The sequence below is a fragment of the Sandarakinorhabdus oryzae genome (genome assembly GCF_009733735.1).
GTDB classification, from domain to species: Bacteria; Pseudomonadota; Alphaproteobacteria; order Sphingomonadales; family Sphingomonadaceae; genus Sandarakinorhabdus; species Sandarakinorhabdus oryzae.
Genome location: NZ_WNJP01000015.1, coordinates 1 through 17226 on the forward strand (window position 1 = coordinate 1; position 17226 = coordinate 17226).

General features: G+C 65.3%; 17 protein-coding genes. 6 read left to right on the forward strand and 11 right to left on the reverse strand.

The annotated features are described in order from the left end of the window. The 11 genes from GJ693_RS02905 to GJ693_RS02955 form a co-directional block, all read right to left on the reverse strand. On the reverse strand, nt 1-279 hold a 279-nt coding region (locus tag GJ693_RS02905; RefSeq protein WP_156254837.1), incomplete at its 3' end, for a hypothetical protein. Next, on the reverse strand, nt 276-1448 hold the full coding sequence (gene nhaA / locus GJ693_RS02910; protein ID WP_156254838.1) for a Na+/H+ antiporter NhaA: 1173 nt from the start codon (nt 1446-1448) through the stop codon (nt 276-278). The genes GJ693_RS02905 and nhaA, both read right to left, overlap by 4 nt. A gap of 62 nt (nt 1449-1510) precedes the next feature. After that, a complete protein-coding gene (locus tag GJ693_RS02915; RefSeq protein ID WP_156254839.1) occupies nt 1511-2500 on the reverse strand; it encodes an NAD-dependent epimerase/dehydratase family protein in 990 nt (329 codons plus the stop codon). 15 nt (nt 2501-2515) lie between these two features. Then, nucleotides 2516-3835, reverse strand: a complete 1320-nt coding sequence (locus GJ693_RS02920; RefSeq protein WP_197041923.1) for a nucleotide sugar dehydrogenase — start codon at nt 3833-3835, stop codon at nt 2516-2518. Between the two features lie 102 nt (nt 3836-3937). Further along, a complete protein-coding gene (gene rfbD, locus GJ693_RS02925; protein ID WP_156254840.1) occupies nt 3938-4795 on the reverse strand; it encodes a dTDP-4-dehydrorhamnose reductase in 858 nt (285 codons plus the stop codon). Continuing rightward, nucleotides 4792-5337, reverse strand: a complete 546-nt coding sequence (rfbC, locus tag GJ693_RS02930) for a dTDP-4-dehydrorhamnose 3,5-epimerase (RefSeq protein ID WP_156254841.1) — start codon at nt 5335-5337, stop codon at nt 4792-4794. The genes rfbD and rfbC overlap by 4 nt, the downstream gene beginning before the upstream one ends. Beyond that, nucleotides 5334-6221: a glucose-1-phosphate thymidylyltransferase RfbA gene (rfbA, locus tag GJ693_RS02935; protein WP_156254842.1), complete on the reverse strand. Its 888-nt coding sequence runs from the start codon at nt 6219-6221 to the stop codon at nt 5334-5336. The genes rfbC and rfbA overlap by 4 nt, the downstream gene beginning before the upstream one ends. Before the next feature lie 49 nt (nt 6222-6270). Beyond that, entirely contained in the window at nt 6271-7221 is a 951-nt protein-coding gene (locus tag GJ693_RS02940; RefSeq protein ID WP_156254843.1) for a hypothetical protein, read from the reverse strand. Nucleotides 7222-7341: 120 nt separating this feature from the next. Further along, the gene (locus tag GJ693_RS02945; RefSeq protein WP_156254844.1) at nt 7342-8415 is read right to left on the reverse strand and encodes a glycosyltransferase family 2 protein; all 1074 of its coding nucleotides are present in this window, start codon (nt 8413-8415) and stop codon (nt 7342-7344) included. Beyond that, a complete protein-coding gene (locus GJ693_RS02950; protein WP_207789947.1) occupies nt 8412-9311 on the reverse strand; it encodes a glycosyltransferase family 2 protein in 900 nt (299 codons plus the stop codon). The genes GJ693_RS02945 and GJ693_RS02950 overlap by 4 nt, the downstream gene beginning before the upstream one ends. Nucleotides 9312-9362: 51 nt before the next feature. After that, nucleotides 9363-10739, reverse strand: a complete 1377-nt coding sequence (locus tag GJ693_RS02955; protein ID WP_197041925.1) for an AAA family ATPase — start codon at nt 10737-10739, stop codon at nt 9363-9365. A 391-nt stretch (nt 10740-11130) separates the two neighbouring features. Here GJ693_RS02955 and GJ693_RS02960 point away from each other — a divergent pair, with 391 nt between their 5' ends. The 6 genes from GJ693_RS02960 (at nt 11131) to epsI (ending at nt 17219) form a co-directional block, all read left to right on the forward strand. Then, nucleotides 11131-12453 (forward strand): outer membrane beta-barrel protein, encoded by a 1323-nt coding sequence (locus GJ693_RS02960; RefSeq protein WP_197041926.1) that lies wholly within the window; start codon nt 11131-11133, stop codon nt 12451-12453. Beyond that, entirely contained in the window at nt 12450-13223 is a 774-nt protein-coding gene (locus GJ693_RS02965) for a polysaccharide biosynthesis/export family protein (RefSeq protein WP_156254848.1), read from the forward strand. The genes GJ693_RS02960 and GJ693_RS02965 overlap by 4 nt, the downstream gene beginning before the upstream one ends. 72 nt (nt 13224-13295) lie before the next feature. Next, complete coding sequence (locus GJ693_RS02970; protein ID WP_156254849.1) at nt 13296-14690, forward strand: Wzz/FepE/Etk N-terminal domain-containing protein; 1395 nt, start codon at nt 13296-13298, stop codon at nt 14688-14690. Further along, entirely contained in the window at nt 14687-15628 is a 942-nt protein-coding gene (locus GJ693_RS02975) for a hypothetical protein (protein ID WP_156254850.1), read from the forward strand. Before GJ693_RS02970 ends, GJ693_RS02975 begins: the two co-directional genes overlap by 4 nt. Continuing rightward, nucleotides 15628-16524: an exosortase V gene (xrtV, locus tag GJ693_RS02980; RefSeq protein ID WP_156254851.1), complete on the forward strand. Its 897-nt coding sequence runs from the start codon at nt 15628-15630 to the stop codon at nt 16522-16524. The genes GJ693_RS02975 and xrtV overlap by 1 nt, the downstream gene beginning before the upstream one ends. Then, nucleotides 16521-17219, forward strand: a complete 699-nt coding sequence (gene epsI, locus GJ693_RS02985; protein ID WP_156254852.1) for an exosortase-associated protein EpsI, V-type — start codon at nt 16521-16523, stop codon at nt 17217-17219. Before xrtV ends, epsI begins: the two co-directional genes overlap by 4 nt. Nucleotides 17220-17226: the final 7 nt, after the last annotated feature.

Below are 17226 nucleotides of genomic sequence, written 5' to 3' on the forward strand. Positions count from 1 at the left end.
GCGCAGTTCGGCGGCAAGGCCGACCAGCACGACCGCCAGCACCAGCAGCGCCAGGATCCGCAGCACGGCGTGGCCTGGCTCGGCCGCGGCAGCGCGCAGCATCGCCGGTGTGGCCGGCCGCATGCGCCACGAAAGGGTCACGAGGAAGGCGATCACGGCGCCGTCAAAGGCGAGCAGCAGCGCCGCGTCGCGGGCCATCAGCTGCAGCAGCACGATCGCCAGCACCAGCATCACGCCAGCAAAGGCGGCATAGTGCGGAAAACGCTTCAGCCCGTTCATGCCGGCTGCCGCTTGCCGAGCACGGCCAGCCCGAACAGGGCGGAGGCGAGGCTGCCGGCGATGATGCCCAGTTTCGCCGCCGCTTCGCGTTCGCTGCCCGCGCCAAAGGCCAGGGCCGCGATGAACAGGCTCATGGTGAAGCCGATCCCGCACAAAAGCGACAGGCCCCAGAGCTGGCGGGCGCTGGCGTGGGCCGGCATGTCGACAAGCTTGAGCTTCACCAGTGCCATGATGGCGCCGAAGATGCCCAGCTGCTTGCCGATCAGCAATCCGGCGGCGATGCCCAGCACCAGCGGGTCCAACTCGGCGGCAAGGGACCGGCCGCGCAGATCGACTCCGGCGTTGGCAAAGCCGAAGATCGGCACGATGGCAAACGCCACGACCGGTGCCAGTGCATGTTCGACCCGCAGCAACGGGCTGTCACGGTCTTCAGGCGTGCCAGGGGTGATCCGGATCGGCAGGGCCAGTGCGGTGATCACCCCGGCCAGAGTGGCGTGGATGCCGCTGGCGTGCACCGCCACCCACAGCGCCGCGCCGACCAGCAGATAGGGCCACACGGCCTGCACCCGTCGCCAGTTGAGCAGTGCCAGCAGCGCGGTCAGCCCGCCGGCCGCGGCCAGCGCGGTGAGGTCAACGCCCTCGGTGTAGACGGCAGCGATGACGATGATGGCGCCCAGATCGTCGATCACGGCAATGGCGGTGAGCAGCAACTTCAGGCTGGCGGGGACCCGGTCGCCGAGCAGCGCCATCACCCCCAGCGCAAAGGCGATATCGGTGGCGGTCGGGATGGCCCAGCCCTGGATATTGCCCGGCGCTACGCGGTTGATCGCCAGATAGACCAGCGCCGGCGCCGCCATGCCGGCCGCCGCAGCAACACCAGGCAGGATGCGGCGTGGCCAGCTGGCCATTTCGCCATCAAGAAACTCGCGCTTGATCTCGCAACCGACGAGCAGAAAGAACACCGCCATCAGCCCGTCGTTGATCCAGTGCAGCAGGCTGAGCGGCCCGATCTGTACATGCAGCAAGTGGAAATATTGGTCTGACAGCGCCGAGTTGGCCGCAAACAGCGCGGCCACGGCGGCAAACATCAGCACCTGGCCGCCACTGGCCTGGCTGGCCATCAATTCGCGGATCACGCTGAAGCGCAGGCGGAGCAGGGGCGGGCGCATCCATTGAGATTAACAGGCGCCGCCGCTGCGCGAAACCAAAACCGGCCGCGCCGGCGCTGGAATCAGGCCAGATACCAGGGATTCTCCCGTGCCCATGCGATGGTGTTGGCAATGCCCTGACGCGCCGAGGTGGTCGCCCGCCAGCCCAGCAGCTGCGCCGCCTTGTCCACCGCCGGCACGCGGCGGCCGATGTCTTCATAGACATCGCCATAGCGCTTGCCGGTGTCGACCGGGATTGGCGTCAGGCTGCTGCCGGCTTCCTCCAGCACCATCTGCACCACTTCGGCCATGGTGTTTTCCACCGGATTGCCCAGGTTGATGGCTTGGCCGATGGCGGCATCGCTGTTGGCCGCGGCGATCACGCCGCCGATGACATCGCCAATGTAGGTCAGGCACCGGGTCTGCTGGCCGCCGTCATACAGCTCCGGCGCCACGCCGTTGAGCACGCGATGCACCGCCTTGGAGACGACATAGATCGGGTTCTGGCGCGGGCCATAGACGTTGAAGAAGCGCACGATCGACATCGGCCAGCCGGATTTGTGGTGCATGCCGAACAACATATGCTCGCACACACCCTTGGATGCCGAATAGGACCAGCGATCGACATTGGTCGCCCCCAGCACCCGGTCGTCATCCTCGCGCCACGGCACCGCCGGGTTGCGGCCATAGACTTCCGACGTGGAAGTGAACAGCATGCGCACCCCATGGCGCTCACACAGCTCGATCAGGTTGCGGGTGCCGATGATGGCGATATCGATGAGGCTCAGCGGGTCTTCCATGTAGCGGTTGACGCCCACCACCGACGCCAGATGGTAGAGCACCGCCGCATCGGGGCGAAAGAACGCCTTGATGAAGGCGGGATCGCGGATGTCGCCCTTGGTGTAGTGAAAGGCCGGGTGATCGCGCACCAGATCGAGATTGTGGCACGTGGCGGGATCGACCACGTCCATGGCAAACACCTGATGGCCCTGGGCCAGCAGGGTTTCGGCCAGATGGCTGCCGATCAGGCCGGCGACACCGGTGATCATCACCGCGCTGCTGTTGGTGGTCATGCGGATGTTCCTGTTTCAGATGCTGCGGCCAACGCCGCGATAGACAAAGCCGGATGCGGTGAGCGCGTCGATCATCGCCCGGTCATAATAGATGCGGCCATCATAGATCAGCGCGCCGGGGCTGAGCAGGCGGCTGAAATCCGCCACGCCCAGTGCCTTGAAGGCGTCGTGGGCAGCGTTGATGATCACCGCGTCCGCCCCGTCCAGCGCCGCATCGAGGTCGCGGGTCAGCACCACGCCATGATGGGCAGCTTCGGCATCGCTCACCATCGGATCGGCGATATGCAGATCGTCATGGCCGGCGGCGCGCAGGGCGGCGAGCAGCGGATCGACCGGCGTGAAGCGGCAATCGCCGCTGTTCGTCTTGAAGCTGTAGCCCAGCACGGCGATCTTGGCCGCCTTTTTGCCGCGCCCCTTCAGGAACAGATCGACCGCATCGGCAACATAGGCTGGCATGCCGTCATTCACCGTCCGTCCGGCTGCCGACAGCCGCAGATCAAGGCCGTTGCTCTTGCCCAGCGCATCGATGAACCACGGGTCCTTGGTCAGGCAATAGCCGCCAACGCCGTTCGACGGCGTCAGGATGTTGACATAATGCTGGCCTTTTTTCAGCGAGTTGGCGCCGCGGATCACCTCCAGCGTGTCGATCGGCCAGGGCAGGGCATCGGCCAACTTGGCCAGCTCGTGGGCCAGCGCGATGTTGAGATCGATCCACTGGTTGCAGGCCAGCTTGACCAGCTCGGCGGTCTCCGGACTGGCGACCTCGATCACCTCCACATCAAGCACGCTGCGCCAGAAGGCAGCGGCCGCTGCGGTGGCGGCACGGTCCATGCCGCCGACAACGATCGGCAGGGTCTGGAATTCGCGGATGGCCGCGCCTTCGGCCAGCCGTTCCGGCGAAAAGGCGACGTGGATGCGGGCCGCCGGCAACAGCACTTCCTCGGCCATGCGGCGGGTGACCCCGGGCGGCACGGTGGATTTCACCATCAGCACCTGGCCGTCGTGCAGATGCGGCGCGATCCCCATGCAGGCGGCCCGGATGTGCGACAGATCGGCGTCATATTCGTCTGACAATGGCGTGCCGACGGTGACCACCACCACATCCGCCCCGGCCACTGCGGCCATGTCGGTGCTGGCGGAAAGGCGGCCCGCGGCCACGGTCTTGGCGACCAGATCGTCGATGCCCGGTTCCGGGATCGGGCATTCGCCGCGATTGACGGCATCGACCAGACCCTGGTTGAGATCGATACCGACCACCTGGCAACCCCGGTCGGCCAAAACAGCGCCAATCACGCTGCCGATGTAGCCGAAACCGACCACTGCCACGCGCTTCATGCCCACACTCTCCACCCAGCTCAGGCCGAAGAACGGCCGTCGCTGCCGTCTGTGAAGCGATTTTGCCGTCCAATCAAGTGCGTGACGCGGCCGGCCCCGCGGTCAGCGCGCGGCGACCATCCCGGCGAGGCACAGTTCCAGTTCGGCCAGCCAGTGTCGCGCCGGGCCGGTGATCGCCCAGGTTGCCGCCTTGTCGAGAACCGAATAGGCCGGGCGGCGCGCCGGCACCGGATAGTCGGCCGTGCCGATCGGCAACACCGGCACGGCATGGTCGAGCAGGCCCAGCCGGCAGGCGATGGCCTGGGTGGCAGCGGCCAGATCATACCAGCTGGCGGTGCCGGCATCGGTCCAGTGCAAGGTGCCGCTGGCATCGCGCAGTTGCCAGATGGCAGCGGCCAGCGACGTGACATGGGTGGGCGTGCCGGTCTGATCGGCGATCACCCGCACTTCGGGACGCTCGGCCATCAGCCGCAGCATGGTGCGCACGAAATTATTGCCGTGCGCGCCATAGACCCAGGCCGTGCGCAGCACCAGCGGGGCCGGGTGCGCTGCCCGCACCGCCTGTTCGCCGGCCAATTTGGTGCGGCCATAGACGGAGAGCGGGTTGGTGGCGGCATCGGGGGCCCAGGGCCGGCTGGCCTCGCCATCAAACACGAAATCGGTGGAAATCTGCACCAGCCGCGCGCCGCAGGCAGCGGCCGCTGCGGCAATCTCGCCGGCCGCCGTCCCATTCAGCCGCATGGCCAGCTCTGGTTCGCTTTCGGCCCTGTCCACCGCCACATGGGCGGCGCAGTTGATGATGTGGCTGGGTTGCTCCGCTGCGATCACTGCCGCGATGCTGGCTGGATCGGCCAGATCAAGCTGCGTGCGCGGCGGCGCCACGATGGTGACGCCGGCCGGTGCGCTGGCGATCAGCGCTCGCCCCAGTTGACCGGTGCCGCCGGTGATCAGCACCTTCATGGCATCGGCTCGATCTGGCTGAACGGCGGCGCCGCCGTATCACGTGGTGACAGGGTGGGGGCCATGCCAAGATCGGGCCAGGCAATGGCCAGCGTCGGATCATTCCAGGCAAAGGTCGTGTCGCTGCCGGGATGATAATAGTCGGTGACCTTGTAGAACAGGTCGGTGCCGTCCTCGAGAACGAGGAAGCCATGGGCAAAGCCGGGCGGCACCCACAGCATGCGGTGGTTTTCCGCCGACAGGGTGACGCCGACCCATTGGCCGAAGTGCGGCGACGAACGCCGCACATCCACCGCCACATCAAAAACCGCGCCATTGATGACGCGCACCAGCTTGCCCTGCGACTGCTCGCGCTGGAAATGCATGCCGCGCAAAACACCGCGGCCTGAGTGGCTGTGATTGTCCTGCACGAAGGCGATGTCGAGGCCCAGATCGGCAAAGCTGCGCTGGTTCCAGCTTTCCATGAAGAAGCCGCGCGCATCGCCGAACAGCTTGGGCTCGATGATCAGCACGCCGGGCAGGGCGGTCGGGGTGATGTTCACCGCGCCAGCCCTGCCTTCTGGTTGAGCTGGGTGAGCAGATATTCGCCATAGCCGGACTTCTTCAGCGGTGCAGCGATGGCTTCCAGCTTGGCATCATCGATCAGGCCCATGCGCCAGGCGATCTCTTCCGGACAACAGATCTTCAGGCCCTGGCGTTCCTCGACGATGCGCACATAGTTGGCAGCATCGAGCAGAGAACTGTGGGTGCCGGTATCGAGCCAGGCAAAGCCGCGCCCCATCAGCTCGACATTGAGCTTGCCGGCCTCGAGATAGCATCGGTTGAGATCGGTGATCTCCAGCTCGCCGCGCGGTGACGGCTTCAGATCGCGGGCCAGCGCCACGGCATCGCCATCATAGAAATAGAGCCCGGTGACGGCATAGTTGCTGCGCGGTGCGCGCGGCTTTTCCTCGATGGTCTCGGCGCGGCCATCGGCATCGAACGACACCACGCCATAGGCGGTGGGATCCTTGACATAATAACCAAACACCGTGGCGCCATCAGTGCGGGCATCGGCCTTTGCCATCAGTTCAGGCAGGCCATGGCCGTGATAGATATTGTCGCCAAGGATCAGCACGCTGGGATTGCTCCCGACGAAGTCGGCGCCGATATGATAGGCCTGCGCCAGCCCCTCCGGTCGCGGCTGCTGGGCATAGCTGATGGTGATGCCCCACTGGCTGCCGTCGCCGAGCAGGCTGGCAAAGGCCGGCGCGTCCGCCGGCGTGGTGATGATCAGCACCTCGCGCACGCCGGCCAGCAGCAGCACCGACAGCGGATAATAGATCATCGGCTTGTCATAGACCGGCATCAATTGCTTCGATACCGGCATGGTCAGCGGATAGAGGCGAGTGCCCGATCCGCCGGCCAGGATAATTCCGCGCCGCATAGTCCGTGCCACTCCCGTTCGGGCCGGAAGGGGGCGTCTGCCCCCCTTGTTACTTCGCCGCAGCCGGTGCTGCCGGCTTGGCCGCCCCTGCCGCTGCAACCGCGGCTGCGTTCTGCGTCTTCTGCAGCTGTGCCGCCACCTTGTCGGGCGTGTCATAGCCCTTGCCATAGGTGATCTTGGCCTTGTTGGCCTCGCGCAGCTTGGTCAGTTCGGCCTGCAGTCGCTTGCCGATCTCCTGGCGCTGGATCACCTGCTGGGCATAGGAAATCGCCTTCTCGCCCAGGAACGGCTCGGTCTTCATTTCGGAGACGACGTTGACATAGACCACCGGTGCCGGGGCGCCCTGCGGCTGGTCGGTATACATGAACGGCTCGCCATTCGGGCCCTTCGACAGCTTGACGAATTCCTGGCTCAGTCGCGGATCAAGCACCAGCGTGTCGATCTGCTGCGGTGCCCGGCGATAATCGACATTGCCTTCGATCAGTATCTTTTCGACTTCCTGCATCGACTTGGCGCTCTTCAGCGGCAGGTTGGCAAAGCTGGCCGTGCGCAGGAACTGGATCTGATCCAGCGTCATGACGCGGCGATCGCTGAACATGATCGGGTTGTCGCTGATGAACTTCTGGGCCGCCTCACGCGGGGTCGATTGCACCTTGCCAGCCACTTCGGCCTGCAGCGCCTGCACCAGCAGATTTTCATCGTTGCGGGTCTTGGCCAACACGAACTGCGGTGACTGGTCCAGCTTGCGGGCGCGGGCCTCGTTGGCCAGCATCTTGCGCTCGATCACGCGGGCCAGCGCGACGGATTCGACCAGTTTGCGCGGTGCTGCCGCCGCCTGCGCACCCATGCCGGCGATCTCGGCATTGACTTCGTGGATGGTCACATCCTTGCCATCAACTGTGGCCACCACCTGGCCTTCGGGGGCCTTGGCCTCCTTGCTGCAGGCGGTCAGCGCCAGGCTGGCAACGGCAGCCAGCAACAGCGGAACACGGGTCTTCATCGCTTCATCACTCCCCACCAGGTCTGTTCGCCCACGGGCCGAACAGATTTGAACAAGATCCTGTTCTCTCTTGCCGCTGTGGTCCGCCATGGTCAACCACAAGCACGGCCCGCACCGGCGTCAGAACCGGCGGCCGAGCGCGGCGCGGGCGATGGCGCTGGCATTGGCGCCACGCCGGCGCAGCAGTCGACGCAGCACGAGGCCCCAGCTGACCAGCCAGTGCAGCGGCCACAGCAGCGGATAATGGCGCCAGATGAACTTCAGCCGCGCCCGCGTCAGCCAATAATCGGCAAAGCTGTTGCGCGTGCTGCGCGCGCTGCCCGAACCGATCGAGCGGCCGGCCTTGTGGAACACGTTGGCACCATGAGCGAAGGCGGTTTCAAAGGCCTTGCCGCGCAGCTTGCGATTGCGCACTGCCCAGTCAATCTCCTCGAAATACAGGAAATAGCGCTCCTCCATGAAGCCAACTTCTGTGAGGAAGTCGCGGCTCACGGCCAGGCTGGCGCCGAGCACGAAATCGGTGGCGTCAGCGACGTCCTGCGGGCTGTATTTGATGGTGGCCGGTTGCTCGCCGCCCAGCGAACGACTGGCGCCGGTGAACAGGTTGAAGGCTGAGCCATTGAGCGCCTGGATGCGATCAGGCTCCCAATAATGGCGCACCACCGTCCCGCACATGCCGACCCGCGGCGTCGCCATCATCCGCGCCAGCAGCGCCATCGCGGCATCGGGTGCAACCACCGTGTCGTTGTTGAGCAACCAGAGATGCTTGAGCTGGGGATCGCCAAGCAGATAGCGCAGGCCCAGGTTGTTGCCGCCGGCAAAGCCGCGATTGGTTTCAGACCGGATCAGGGTGAGCGGCTCAACCTGCGCGCGGCCGCTCTCTGCCGTGGCGGCATCGATTTCGGTCACGGGCACCGGCTTGGCCACCGGCGGCGCCGAAAAGGCGCTCATTTCGGTGGACTCGGCCGCAGCATCGAGTTGCCCGGCGGCCCAGGCGCGCAGCCGCTCCATCGAATCATCGCCAGAACCATTCTCAACCACCACCACCTTCATCGGCAGAGTCGAGCGCAACAGGCTCTCCAGGCATTCGATGGTGTCGCCGGCACCGCGGAAATTGACGATGACGACGCCGAGCAGCGGCGGCAACGCCGACGGGGCCAGCGCTCCGGGCGCACGGGCTTCCGCCGCCCTCATGCCGCGCCCCCGTGCCAATGGGTGGCGGCATCCTCGCCGGTGGCGCCAATGACGCGCAGCATTTCCAATCCGCGCAGCAGCCGCACCTGCGCCAGCACGCCCACGCCGCGCAGGCGGTTGGCCAGGCCCGACAGGCGCGGCGACGTGAGAAGGCGAGCGCCATCGACGAACACCGAGACCGGCATCAGCGCTGCCTTGCCCAGCCAACGCCACAGGGCTTTGCCGGCGGCGCGGTGTTCAGCCCAGTCATGGGCGACATGGCGCCGCCATTTCAGGGCCAGGCTGGCCAGATCGGTGCGCGCCGGGTGATAGATGCACATGGCCGGCACATAGACCGGACGGTAGCCGGCAGCCGAGGCGCGCTGGCCCCAGTCGCGATCCTCGGCAACGCCGATGCCGGCAAAGGGCCCCACCGTTGCATGGACATCGCGGTGCATGGCGAGGTTGCCCGTGCCCGAGAAGCCCTGGCGTTCGATGTAGAGACGCTGACGATAGGCAAACACCGCCTCATAGGCTTCGACCGGGGTGAGGCGGGCCGGATCGATGAAATCGATGCGCACGTCGCCACCGACGACGCCGCGATTGCCGCTGGCCTCCACCGCTTCGACAGCGGCCTGCAGCCAGCCGTCACCGGCCCGGCAATCCGCGTCGATGAAGGCCAGAACCGGCGCTCGCGCCACCGCCACACCGGCATTGCGCGCCGGGCCGGGGCCGGGAGTGGGCTCCACCAGGTAGCGCACGCCCGGATAATCGGTGAGCACGGCTTCCGGTGTCTGGCGCGAGCCATTGTCGACGACAATGATCTCCACCGCGCCATCCAGACGCTGACCTGCCACAGACGCCAGGCAGCGCGCCAATGCGTCGGGCATGTTGAAGTGTGGAATGATCACGGACACGCGCGGAACATCCGAGGGCAGATCCGGCGGGCTGGGCATCGGCACTGCCCGTCAGGCAGCCAGCCGGGCCATGGCCGCCGACATCATCAGCAGGGATGCAACGCCGGGATATCCGAAGCGGAAATGCGGATCGCCCGGGCCTTCGCGCCGTTCCAGCAGGTCAACGGTGTTGACGAACAGCTTGAGGTCACGCTCGATTGCCAGCGGCGAATGGGTGCCGCCCATTTCGGCATAGACATCGTCGACGGTGAACCAGCCATCGGCCGAGCTGCCGGCCCGTGCGGCGGCGACCAGCAGGCCCCAGTGCACGCGGGCTTCGTCACGCGCCAGATTGGCCTGCACCCGGCGCGGCAGGCTGGCCTGCCATTCGGCAATCACCTGTTCGACGGCCTTGCGGGCATCGGCATCACCGACCACGCTGCGATCATCGTTCATGGCCAGGATGCCGGCCTGGTGGCCGAGCAGGCGCACAAGATAAGGCGAACCACCAGCCATCTGGGTGATCATCGCCAGCGCAGCGTTGTCATAGCGGATTTCGGCAGCACGTTCGCCCAAACGCAGCAGCTCCTTGACCTCGGCACCGTTCATCGGGCGCATCGGCAGGCCGGTGATGTTGCGCCGGATCGACGGTGCATAGCCGATCAACTCGTCGAGGTTGAGCGCGACACCGGTGATGACCAGCTGCACGCGGGCGGCGCGGTCCGACAGATTCTTGATCAGTTCGGCGACTTCGCGGCGGAAGTTCACGTCCACCACGCGGTCATATTCGTCGAGAATGACCAGCACCCGGGTCCCGACCACGCCGGCCATCACATCGGCCAGTTCGCGCGCACCGAATGGGCCTTCCGGCAGCATCACCTCGAAACTGTCGCCCTTTTCGGCCTCCAGCGAGTTGGGCAGCACCGAGCTGTGATAGATGCGCGGAATGCGGGCGCAGACCGAACGGAACATGTCGGAGAAATTGGCTGCCGTGCCACAACTGCCATAGATGACGAGGTAGCGCGCTTCGCGGGCGGTTTCGGCAAACACATGGGCCAGACTGGTCTTGCCGATCCCGCGTTCGCCATAGATGACGACGTGGACGCGCTGCTCCTCGACCGCGTTGATCAGTGCCGCCATCGCCTCACGGCGGCCTGCGAACGATTCGCGCGCGATGACCGGCTGCGACGCCCCCAGTGCATCGCGCAGCGCCAGCCGACGGCGAGCCAGTTCGTTGGCGACATCGGTTTCGACGTCATCCGACGCATTGGCCATGAAGCGCGGCAGCATCGGGCCGGGCTCGGCAGCCGTGCGGCGCCACAATTCTCCGCCGGCAGGCGCAAAATCCTCCCGGTTCACGCCAGGCGCCACGTCGGCCGGTGCAATGCTGTCCATGCCGCTTTCGGCCTGGTCAGTCGCCTCGTCACGAGTCTTGCGTTTCCAGATCATCACCACCCCAGTCTGGCATCATGCGATTGTGTCCGCGCTCACACTCTGCCGGATTTCCGGCAGCAGGTCAGGACGAGTCCTGCCCTGCAGTGACGGCCCGGACATGCAATCGCTTGACCCGCATGTGCCACGAAGCGGGCGCGGAAGCGAGTGGCAAATATCGCTTCGCAGTCACACCATTTCCAAAAAAGGCTGCGATATTGGGTGAAAAGCTTGTCGCAAGTTGCGGCAGCGTGTAGCAAACGTGTCGTTAGGGTTTCCGAGTTATAGCCGTTACTCCGGTTATCGTGCCGTTCTGGCGAGGGCGGGATTGGGGATGGTGGCGCCGATGGATTGGGTGGGTGGAATGACGCTGTTTGTTGTCCGGCAAAAATTGCCGGTGGGCGCGGCCATGACGGCCGTCGCCCTGTGGTCGGTTGCGGCCACCCCGGCGCTGGCCCAGATCAACCCCTATGCCCAGACTGGCAGCAATGGCCCGGCTGACAATGACGACCCTTCCCTGCGCGCGCCGACCGCGGTGCCGGGGCTGGCTGGATACAACCGCGGCCTTTCGCTCGATTTCTCGATCCTGTCCCGCTATGACGACAATCTGGGCCGTCAGCCAGTGAAGGATGGCGGCTTCCGGTTCCGGCCGCAGGTCAATGGCGTCTATGGGCTTGGCCTGGGGCGTGGTGGCGTGTTCGTTCAGGCCAATTATGGCCGCGACTTCATTTCGGGGACCAGCCGGCTTCGCCCGTCGGACCGTCTGATGCTTGGCGGCGGCCTGGATTTCCAGCTGTCGCGCTGCACCGGCGAGGTCGGGGGATCGTGGCGCCGCGCGCTCAGTTTCGTCACCGATACCACCCAGTTTGGCGGTTTTTCGCAGGAAACGGCCACGGCTGGCTTTGCCGCGCAGTGCCGAATTGGCAGCGCGCTCAGCATCAACGGCTCAGTGTTGCGTTCCACGATCGAAACCGTGCGCGACAGTAGCGGCGTGGTGCCGTTCAGCACGGCCTTCAACGTCGAACGCTGGAGCTATTCGGCCGGGCTCGGCTTTGGCACGCCAGCGCTGGGACAGTTCTCGCTCGGCGGTTCCATCACCGATTCAAAGTTCCCGGGTCGGCTGGTGTTGACCCCGACGGGGGTCGTCGAGGACGGGCTGAGCCAGCGCAGCGCCCGCTTCGGCTATTCGCGCCGCTTCGGCAACCGCATCAACCTGTCGGTCGGCGCCTCCTACATCGATACGCAACCTTCGACGACGTTGAGCGTTGTGCTGATCGATGGTGTGCCGCAAGTTGTCGACCGGCCGGGTTTCCGCGGCCTGGGCTATGACGCGGCGCTCGATGTCACCTTGTCGCGGCGGATGGGCCTGATGATCACTGCCGGGCGCAACACTTTTGCCAATGGCGTGGTCGGCGCGCAGTTCACGGTCGCCAACACCTGGGCCGCTCAGCTTGATTACCAGCTCGGCCGCCGCTTCACTGTCGGCGCCGGGGTGAGTCATCGCCGGAGTGATTATCGCGGCGCATTCAATTCGCCGCTCGATCCGGTGCGCCGCGTGTCTGATGATTTCACGCGTTATTACGGCCAGTTCGGCGGGCGGCTGGCCCGGCGCATGCGGTTCACGATCGATGTCGCGCACAATATGCGCCGGTCGAACCCGGCGATCTTGAATTTCAACTCGACCAGTGTCGGGTTCTCACTTGGTTACCAGTTGGGAAGAGGCGCGAAATGAAGCAATTGCTGAAGGCGGCTGCCCTGTCGGTGTTGATGGCGGGCACGGCACTGGCCCAGAATGCCGAGTACAAGGGCTACACGCTGGGACCGGATGATACGGTCCAGGTCATCGTCTATGGCCAGAGCGAATTCAACGTCACCACCCGCATCAAGGCTGATGGCACCATCGTGATGCCGTTGATCGGCATCGTGCAGGCCGGCGGGCAGACCAACATCACGCTGGCCAAGGAAATCACCGACAAGCTGGTGGCCAGTGGTTTTCTGAAGCAGCCGCTCGTCAACATCGAAGTCGGTTCCTACGTGTCACGCTCGGTCAACGTGGCCGGAAATGTTGGCGCGGCCGGCATCATTCCGCTCGATCGCCCGTATCATGCCCTGGAAGCATTGCTGAAGGCGGGCTGGGTGCGCAACGACGGGGCCAATTTTGTCTATCTGCGGCGCCAGGGCCAGCCCGAGCGCAAGCTGGACGTGGAGCAGCTGGTGCGCGGCGACGCCAATGCCGATCCGCTGCTGCAGCCGGGTGACACGCTGTTCGTGCCGCCGGCCGAAACCTTCTTCATCTATGGCCAGATCAATTCGCCGGGCATGAAGGCGATCCTGCCAGGCATGACCATCCGTCAGGCCATCGGGCTGTCGGGCGGCGTCTCGCCGTCGGGCAAGGCCGACAAGGTGGGCCTGGTGCGCGGTAATGGCAAGGAAGTGGATGCCGATCCGTCCATGAAGGTGCAGAATGGCGATGTGATCATCATCAAGGAGCGACTGTTCTGATCGTCACTGGCGGTCAGCATCGGGCGGCCGGGGTGAAAACGGGAAAGGGGCCAGGCAAACTGGCATGACGTTATGAGCATTATTCAGCTGTTGCGTATTCTGGTGGCCCGGCGGTGGATCGTCTTTGGCTGCATGTTGCTGTCGCTGATCGTGGCGGGGGCTGTCGGCAAGATCCTGCCGGCGCGCTATCCGGCCACGGCTCGCGTGCTTATGGACAATTTCAAGCCCGACCCGGTGACGGGCACCATGATGAACGTCAATTCGCTGCGCGTCTTCACCCGCACACAGATCGAGCTGATCAAGGATTATCGTATCGCTGGTGAAGCCGTCGACAAGCTGGGTCTGACCGACAATGCCGACCTGTTGGCGCAGTGGCAGGCGCAAACTGGTGGTTATGGCGATTTCCGCCGCTGGGTCGCCGATCGCATCATCGACAGCACCCGCGTGGACCTGATCGAGAATTCGAACATCCTGGCCATCAATTATGAAGCCAGCAATCCCGAAGTCGCCCGCCGCACCGCCAACGCGCTGCGCGAAGCTTATATCGAGAACAGCCTGAAGTTCCGCACCGACAGTGCCGGCCGCACCGCCGAATGGTATCGCGAACAGGCCAACCGCGCCCTGAAAGCGCTGGAAGCCGCTGAATCTGCCAAGACCAAGTTCGAGCAGGAAAATGGCATCGTGATGACCGCGTCGGGCGAAGCCGAAACCGTGAAGCTGGCGAGCCTGCAGGCGGCGCTGACCGCGGCCCGCAGCAACGAGAGCATGCAGCAGTTCGAGGCGGTCAAGCAGGCCACAACGTCCAGCGTGGTCGATCAGCTCAAGGTGCAGCTGGCCACGCTCAACGACCAGATCGAGAGCGCTTCAGAACGGCTGGGCGTGCAGCACCCGACTTATCTCGCGATGCTGTCCCGCCGCCAGCAGCTGGAACGCCAGCTGGCGCGTGAACAGGTCGCGGCCCGCCAGGCCGGGGCGCAGCAGATGGGGGCCTCGCGCAGCAGCGTCGCCCAGATCGAGGCGTCCTATGAAGCCCAGCGCGCCAAGGTGTTCGCGATGAAGGAAAAGCTCGACAAGTTGAACCAGCTGGTTGGTGAAGTCGCGCTGCGCCGCGCCCAGTATGAGCAGGCGGCCAAGCGCACGGCCGACTTGCAGCTGGAATCAAACGTGGCTGATGCCGGCCTGATCGTGCTGGGCGATGCCACCGTTTCGGCCCAGCCGTCGTTCCCGAACTGGCCGCTGATCATCGGTCTTGCCGCCGGTGCCGGCCTCGCCCTTGGCGTGGTGACGGGCCTGTTCGTCGAATTGGTGAACCGGCGCGTGCGCGGGGCTGAGGATCTCAGCTTTGCCTCCCGTGTGCCGGTGTTTGCGGTCATTGCTGAACGCCGCAAGCCGGAATGGCACCAGTTCGTCAAGCGCATCCTGAGCCGTGGCAACGCCACTGCGTCAGGCATGCAGCCAGCCCAGTGAGTACCCACGCCATGGACAATGTCGAAACCGAAATTGGCGCTGAAACCGAAGTCGAAGCTGCGCCGGCGCACGACGCCGGCAGTGTTGACGGTGGTGAGCGTTATGATGCGCCGATCCGTGACGTGCTCACCCGGCTGGGCTTCCTCAGCCTCGACCAGGTCGCCAAGGTGCAGGCCCATGCTGCCGAGCGGGGCCTGGATTTTGACCAGGCCGCGCTGGAACTGGGCTTCATCACCACCGAGGATCTGGATCGCGCCCGCGAACAGCTGATCAACAGCCTGGCCCTGCAGAATATCGCCCGCCGTCCTGTGTCGGATGAACTGGTGGTGCTGTCGGACCCCGGTTCAGTGCGGGCGGAATCGATCCGCATGCTGCGCACCTCGATAATTGCCCAGCACATCAAGAACGGCCGTCGCGGCCTGGCCGTGGTGGCCACGGCCGATGGCCATGGCTGCTCGTGGGTCGCCGCCAATCTGGCGGTGGCGCTGAGCCAGGTCGGCTTCAAGATCCTGCTGGTCGATGCCAACATGCGCTCGCCGCGGCAGGACCAGATCTTCGGCCTCGATCCCAATGCGCCGGGCCTGTCGAGCTTCCTGTCGCTGCAGGTCGCCCGGCCGGAGCGCGTGGTCAATGCCAACGTCCTTCCCGGCCTGGCGCTGATCACCGCCGGCCCGCCGACCAGCCGCCCGCAGGAACTGCTGTCGGGCAACCGGTTCCGCGACGGTGTCAACACGCTGCTGCGCGAATATGATCTGGTGATCTTTGACACGCCCGCCGCCAACACCAGCGCCGACGCGTTGAACGTCGGGGCAGGGGCCGCCTACGCGCTCGTCGTCGGCCGTTCAAACCACAGTTTCTACAAGGACATCAACACGCTGACCGATCAGCTGGCAGCCGCCCGCTGTGCCGTGGTCGGTGCGGTGTTGAACGAGTTCTAATGCCGGACCCGGGGGCGATCGCACCAGCAGCGGCGCCAGCCGCGACCGACTGGCGCCAGCTGCTGTCCGCGCACTGGCCGTTGTGGCTGGGTGTGGCCTCCATGGCCGTGCCGACGCTGATCGCGCTGGCGCAGGGGCCGTGGCAGGAGGAATCCGGTGTGCACGGCATCATCGTGCTGGTTACCGGCCTGTGGCTGGTCTGGCGCCGGCATGACGAGATCATGGCGGCCCGCACTGATGGCAACCCGGCGCTGACCATTGCCGCGCTTGCGCTGGCGGTGCCGCTCTATATCGCCGGGCGGGCCTTTGAATTCATCAGTATCGAAACTGCGGCGCTGCTGCTGGCGCTGGTTGCGGTCGCCCAGCAATATTGGGGCCTCAAGGTGGTGAAGAGCCTGTGGTTCCCGATCGTCTATCTGGGCTTTGTCATCCCGTTGCCGGGCTGGTTCCTCGATACGATCACGCTGCCGCTGAAGGAGTTCGTCTCGGAACTGGTGACGGGCGGCCTCGCTGCCGTGGGCTACCCGGTCGGCCGCATGGGGGTGACGCTCTATATCGGATCCTATCAGTTGCTGGTGGAAGATGCCTGCTCGGGCCTTAACTCGCTGATCAGCCTGACCGCCATCGGCCTTTTCTATGTCTATCTCATCCGCGGCTCCAACCCGCTCTATTCGCTGCTGTTGCTCGCGATGGTGATCCCGATCGCGATCGCCGCCAATTGCGTGCGGGTGGCGGCGCTGGTGCTGATCACCTATCATTTCGGCAACGCCATGGCGCAGGGCTATCTCCACAATTTCGCCGGCATGGTCACCTTCGTGTCGGCCCTGCTGTTCATCTTCGCGCTCGATTGGGTGCTCACCCCGCTGCGCCGTCGCCTGGAAAGCAAGCCGGCATGAGCGGGATCAGTCGCCGTGATGTGCTGATGGGCGGCGCCCTCCTGGCCGGTGCCACAGGTGCGGCCGCGCTGATGCCGCGCAATCGCCTGGTGCTGATGCCGCAAGGCCATGAGCTTGAGAAGTTCGTGCCCGAAACGCTGGGCAGTTGGCACCACGTGCCCAGCCCCGGCATCGTCATGCCGCGTACCGAGGGCAGCTTGTCGGCTAAGCTCTATGGCCAGGTGCTGAGCCGGGTCTATGTCTCCCAGACCCAGCTGCCGGTGATCCTGGTGATGGCCTATGGCCCGATCCAGAACGACCTGTTGCAGCTGCACCGCCCGGAAGTCTGCTACACGGCGGTCGGCTTTGCCGTATCGGGCACGACCCCGGCGCTGCTGCCCTTGCGGCCGGGCGTGGACCTGCCGATCCGCGAGCTTGTCGCCCAGTCGGAACAGCGCACCGAAACCATCACCTATTGGACCCGGATTGGCGATGATCTGCCGACCAACGGCACCGAACAGCGCATCGCCAAGCTGAAACAGCAATGGGCTGGCTATATTTCCGATGGCATATTGGTGCGGCTGAGCTGCGCGGTGCCGCCGGAGCCAGGTGTGCGTGACCAGCTTGCGGCCTTTGCGCGCGAACTGGTGCAGGCGGTGCCGCTGGCGGATCGGCCGGCGCTGGTGGGGCGGCCAATAGCCGCCAGGCTAGCCTGATGCGTGC

Coding starts and splice junctions, on each gene's coding strand:
- xrtV (WP_156254851.1), top strand. CDS start 15,628: ATGCCGGACCCGGGGGCGATCGCACCAGCAGCGGCGCCAGCCGCGACC.
- nhaA (WP_156254838.1), bottom strand. CDS start 1,448: ATGCGCCCGCCCCTGCTCCGCCTGCGCTTCAGCGTGATCCGCGAATTG.
- rfbA (WP_156254842.1), bottom strand. CDS start 6,221: ATGCGGCGCGGAATTATCCTGGCCGGCGGATCGGGCACTCGCCTCTAT.
- GJ693_RS02970 (WP_156254849.1), top strand. CDS start 13,296: ATGAGCATTATTCAGCTGTTGCGTATTCTGGTGGCCCGGCGGTGGATC.
- GJ693_RS02960 (WP_197041926.1), top strand. CDS start 11,131: ATGACGGCCGTCGCCCTGTGGTCGGTTGCGGCCACCCCGGCGCTGGCC.
- epsI (WP_156254852.1), top strand. CDS start 16,521: ATGAGCGGGATCAGTCGCCGTGATGTGCTGATGGGCGGCGCCCTCCTG.
- GJ693_RS02955 (WP_197041925.1), bottom strand. CDS start 10,739: ATGATCTGGAAACGCAAGACTCGTGACGAGGCGACTGACCAGGCCGAA.
- GJ693_RS02940 (WP_156254843.1), bottom strand. CDS start 7,221: ATGAAGACCCGTGTTCCGCTGTTGCTGGCTGCCGTTGCCAGCCTGGCG.
- GJ693_RS02945 (WP_156254844.1), bottom strand. CDS start 8,415: ATGAGGGCGGCGGAAGCCCGTGCGCCCGGAGCGCTGGCCCCGTCGGCG.
- GJ693_RS02965 (WP_156254848.1), top strand. CDS start 12,450: ATGAAGCAATTGCTGAAGGCGGCTGCCCTGTCGGTGTTGATGGCGGGC.
- GJ693_RS02920 (WP_197041923.1), bottom strand. CDS start 3,835: ATGAAGCGCGTGGCAGTGGTCGGTTTCGGCTACATCGGCAGCGTGATT.
- rfbD (WP_156254840.1), bottom strand. CDS start 4,795: ATGAAGGTGCTGATCACCGGCGGCACCGGTCAACTGGGGCGAGCGCTG.
- GJ693_RS02915 (WP_156254839.1), bottom strand. CDS start 2,500: ATGACCACCAACAGCAGCGCGGTGATGATCACCGGTGTCGCCGGCCTG.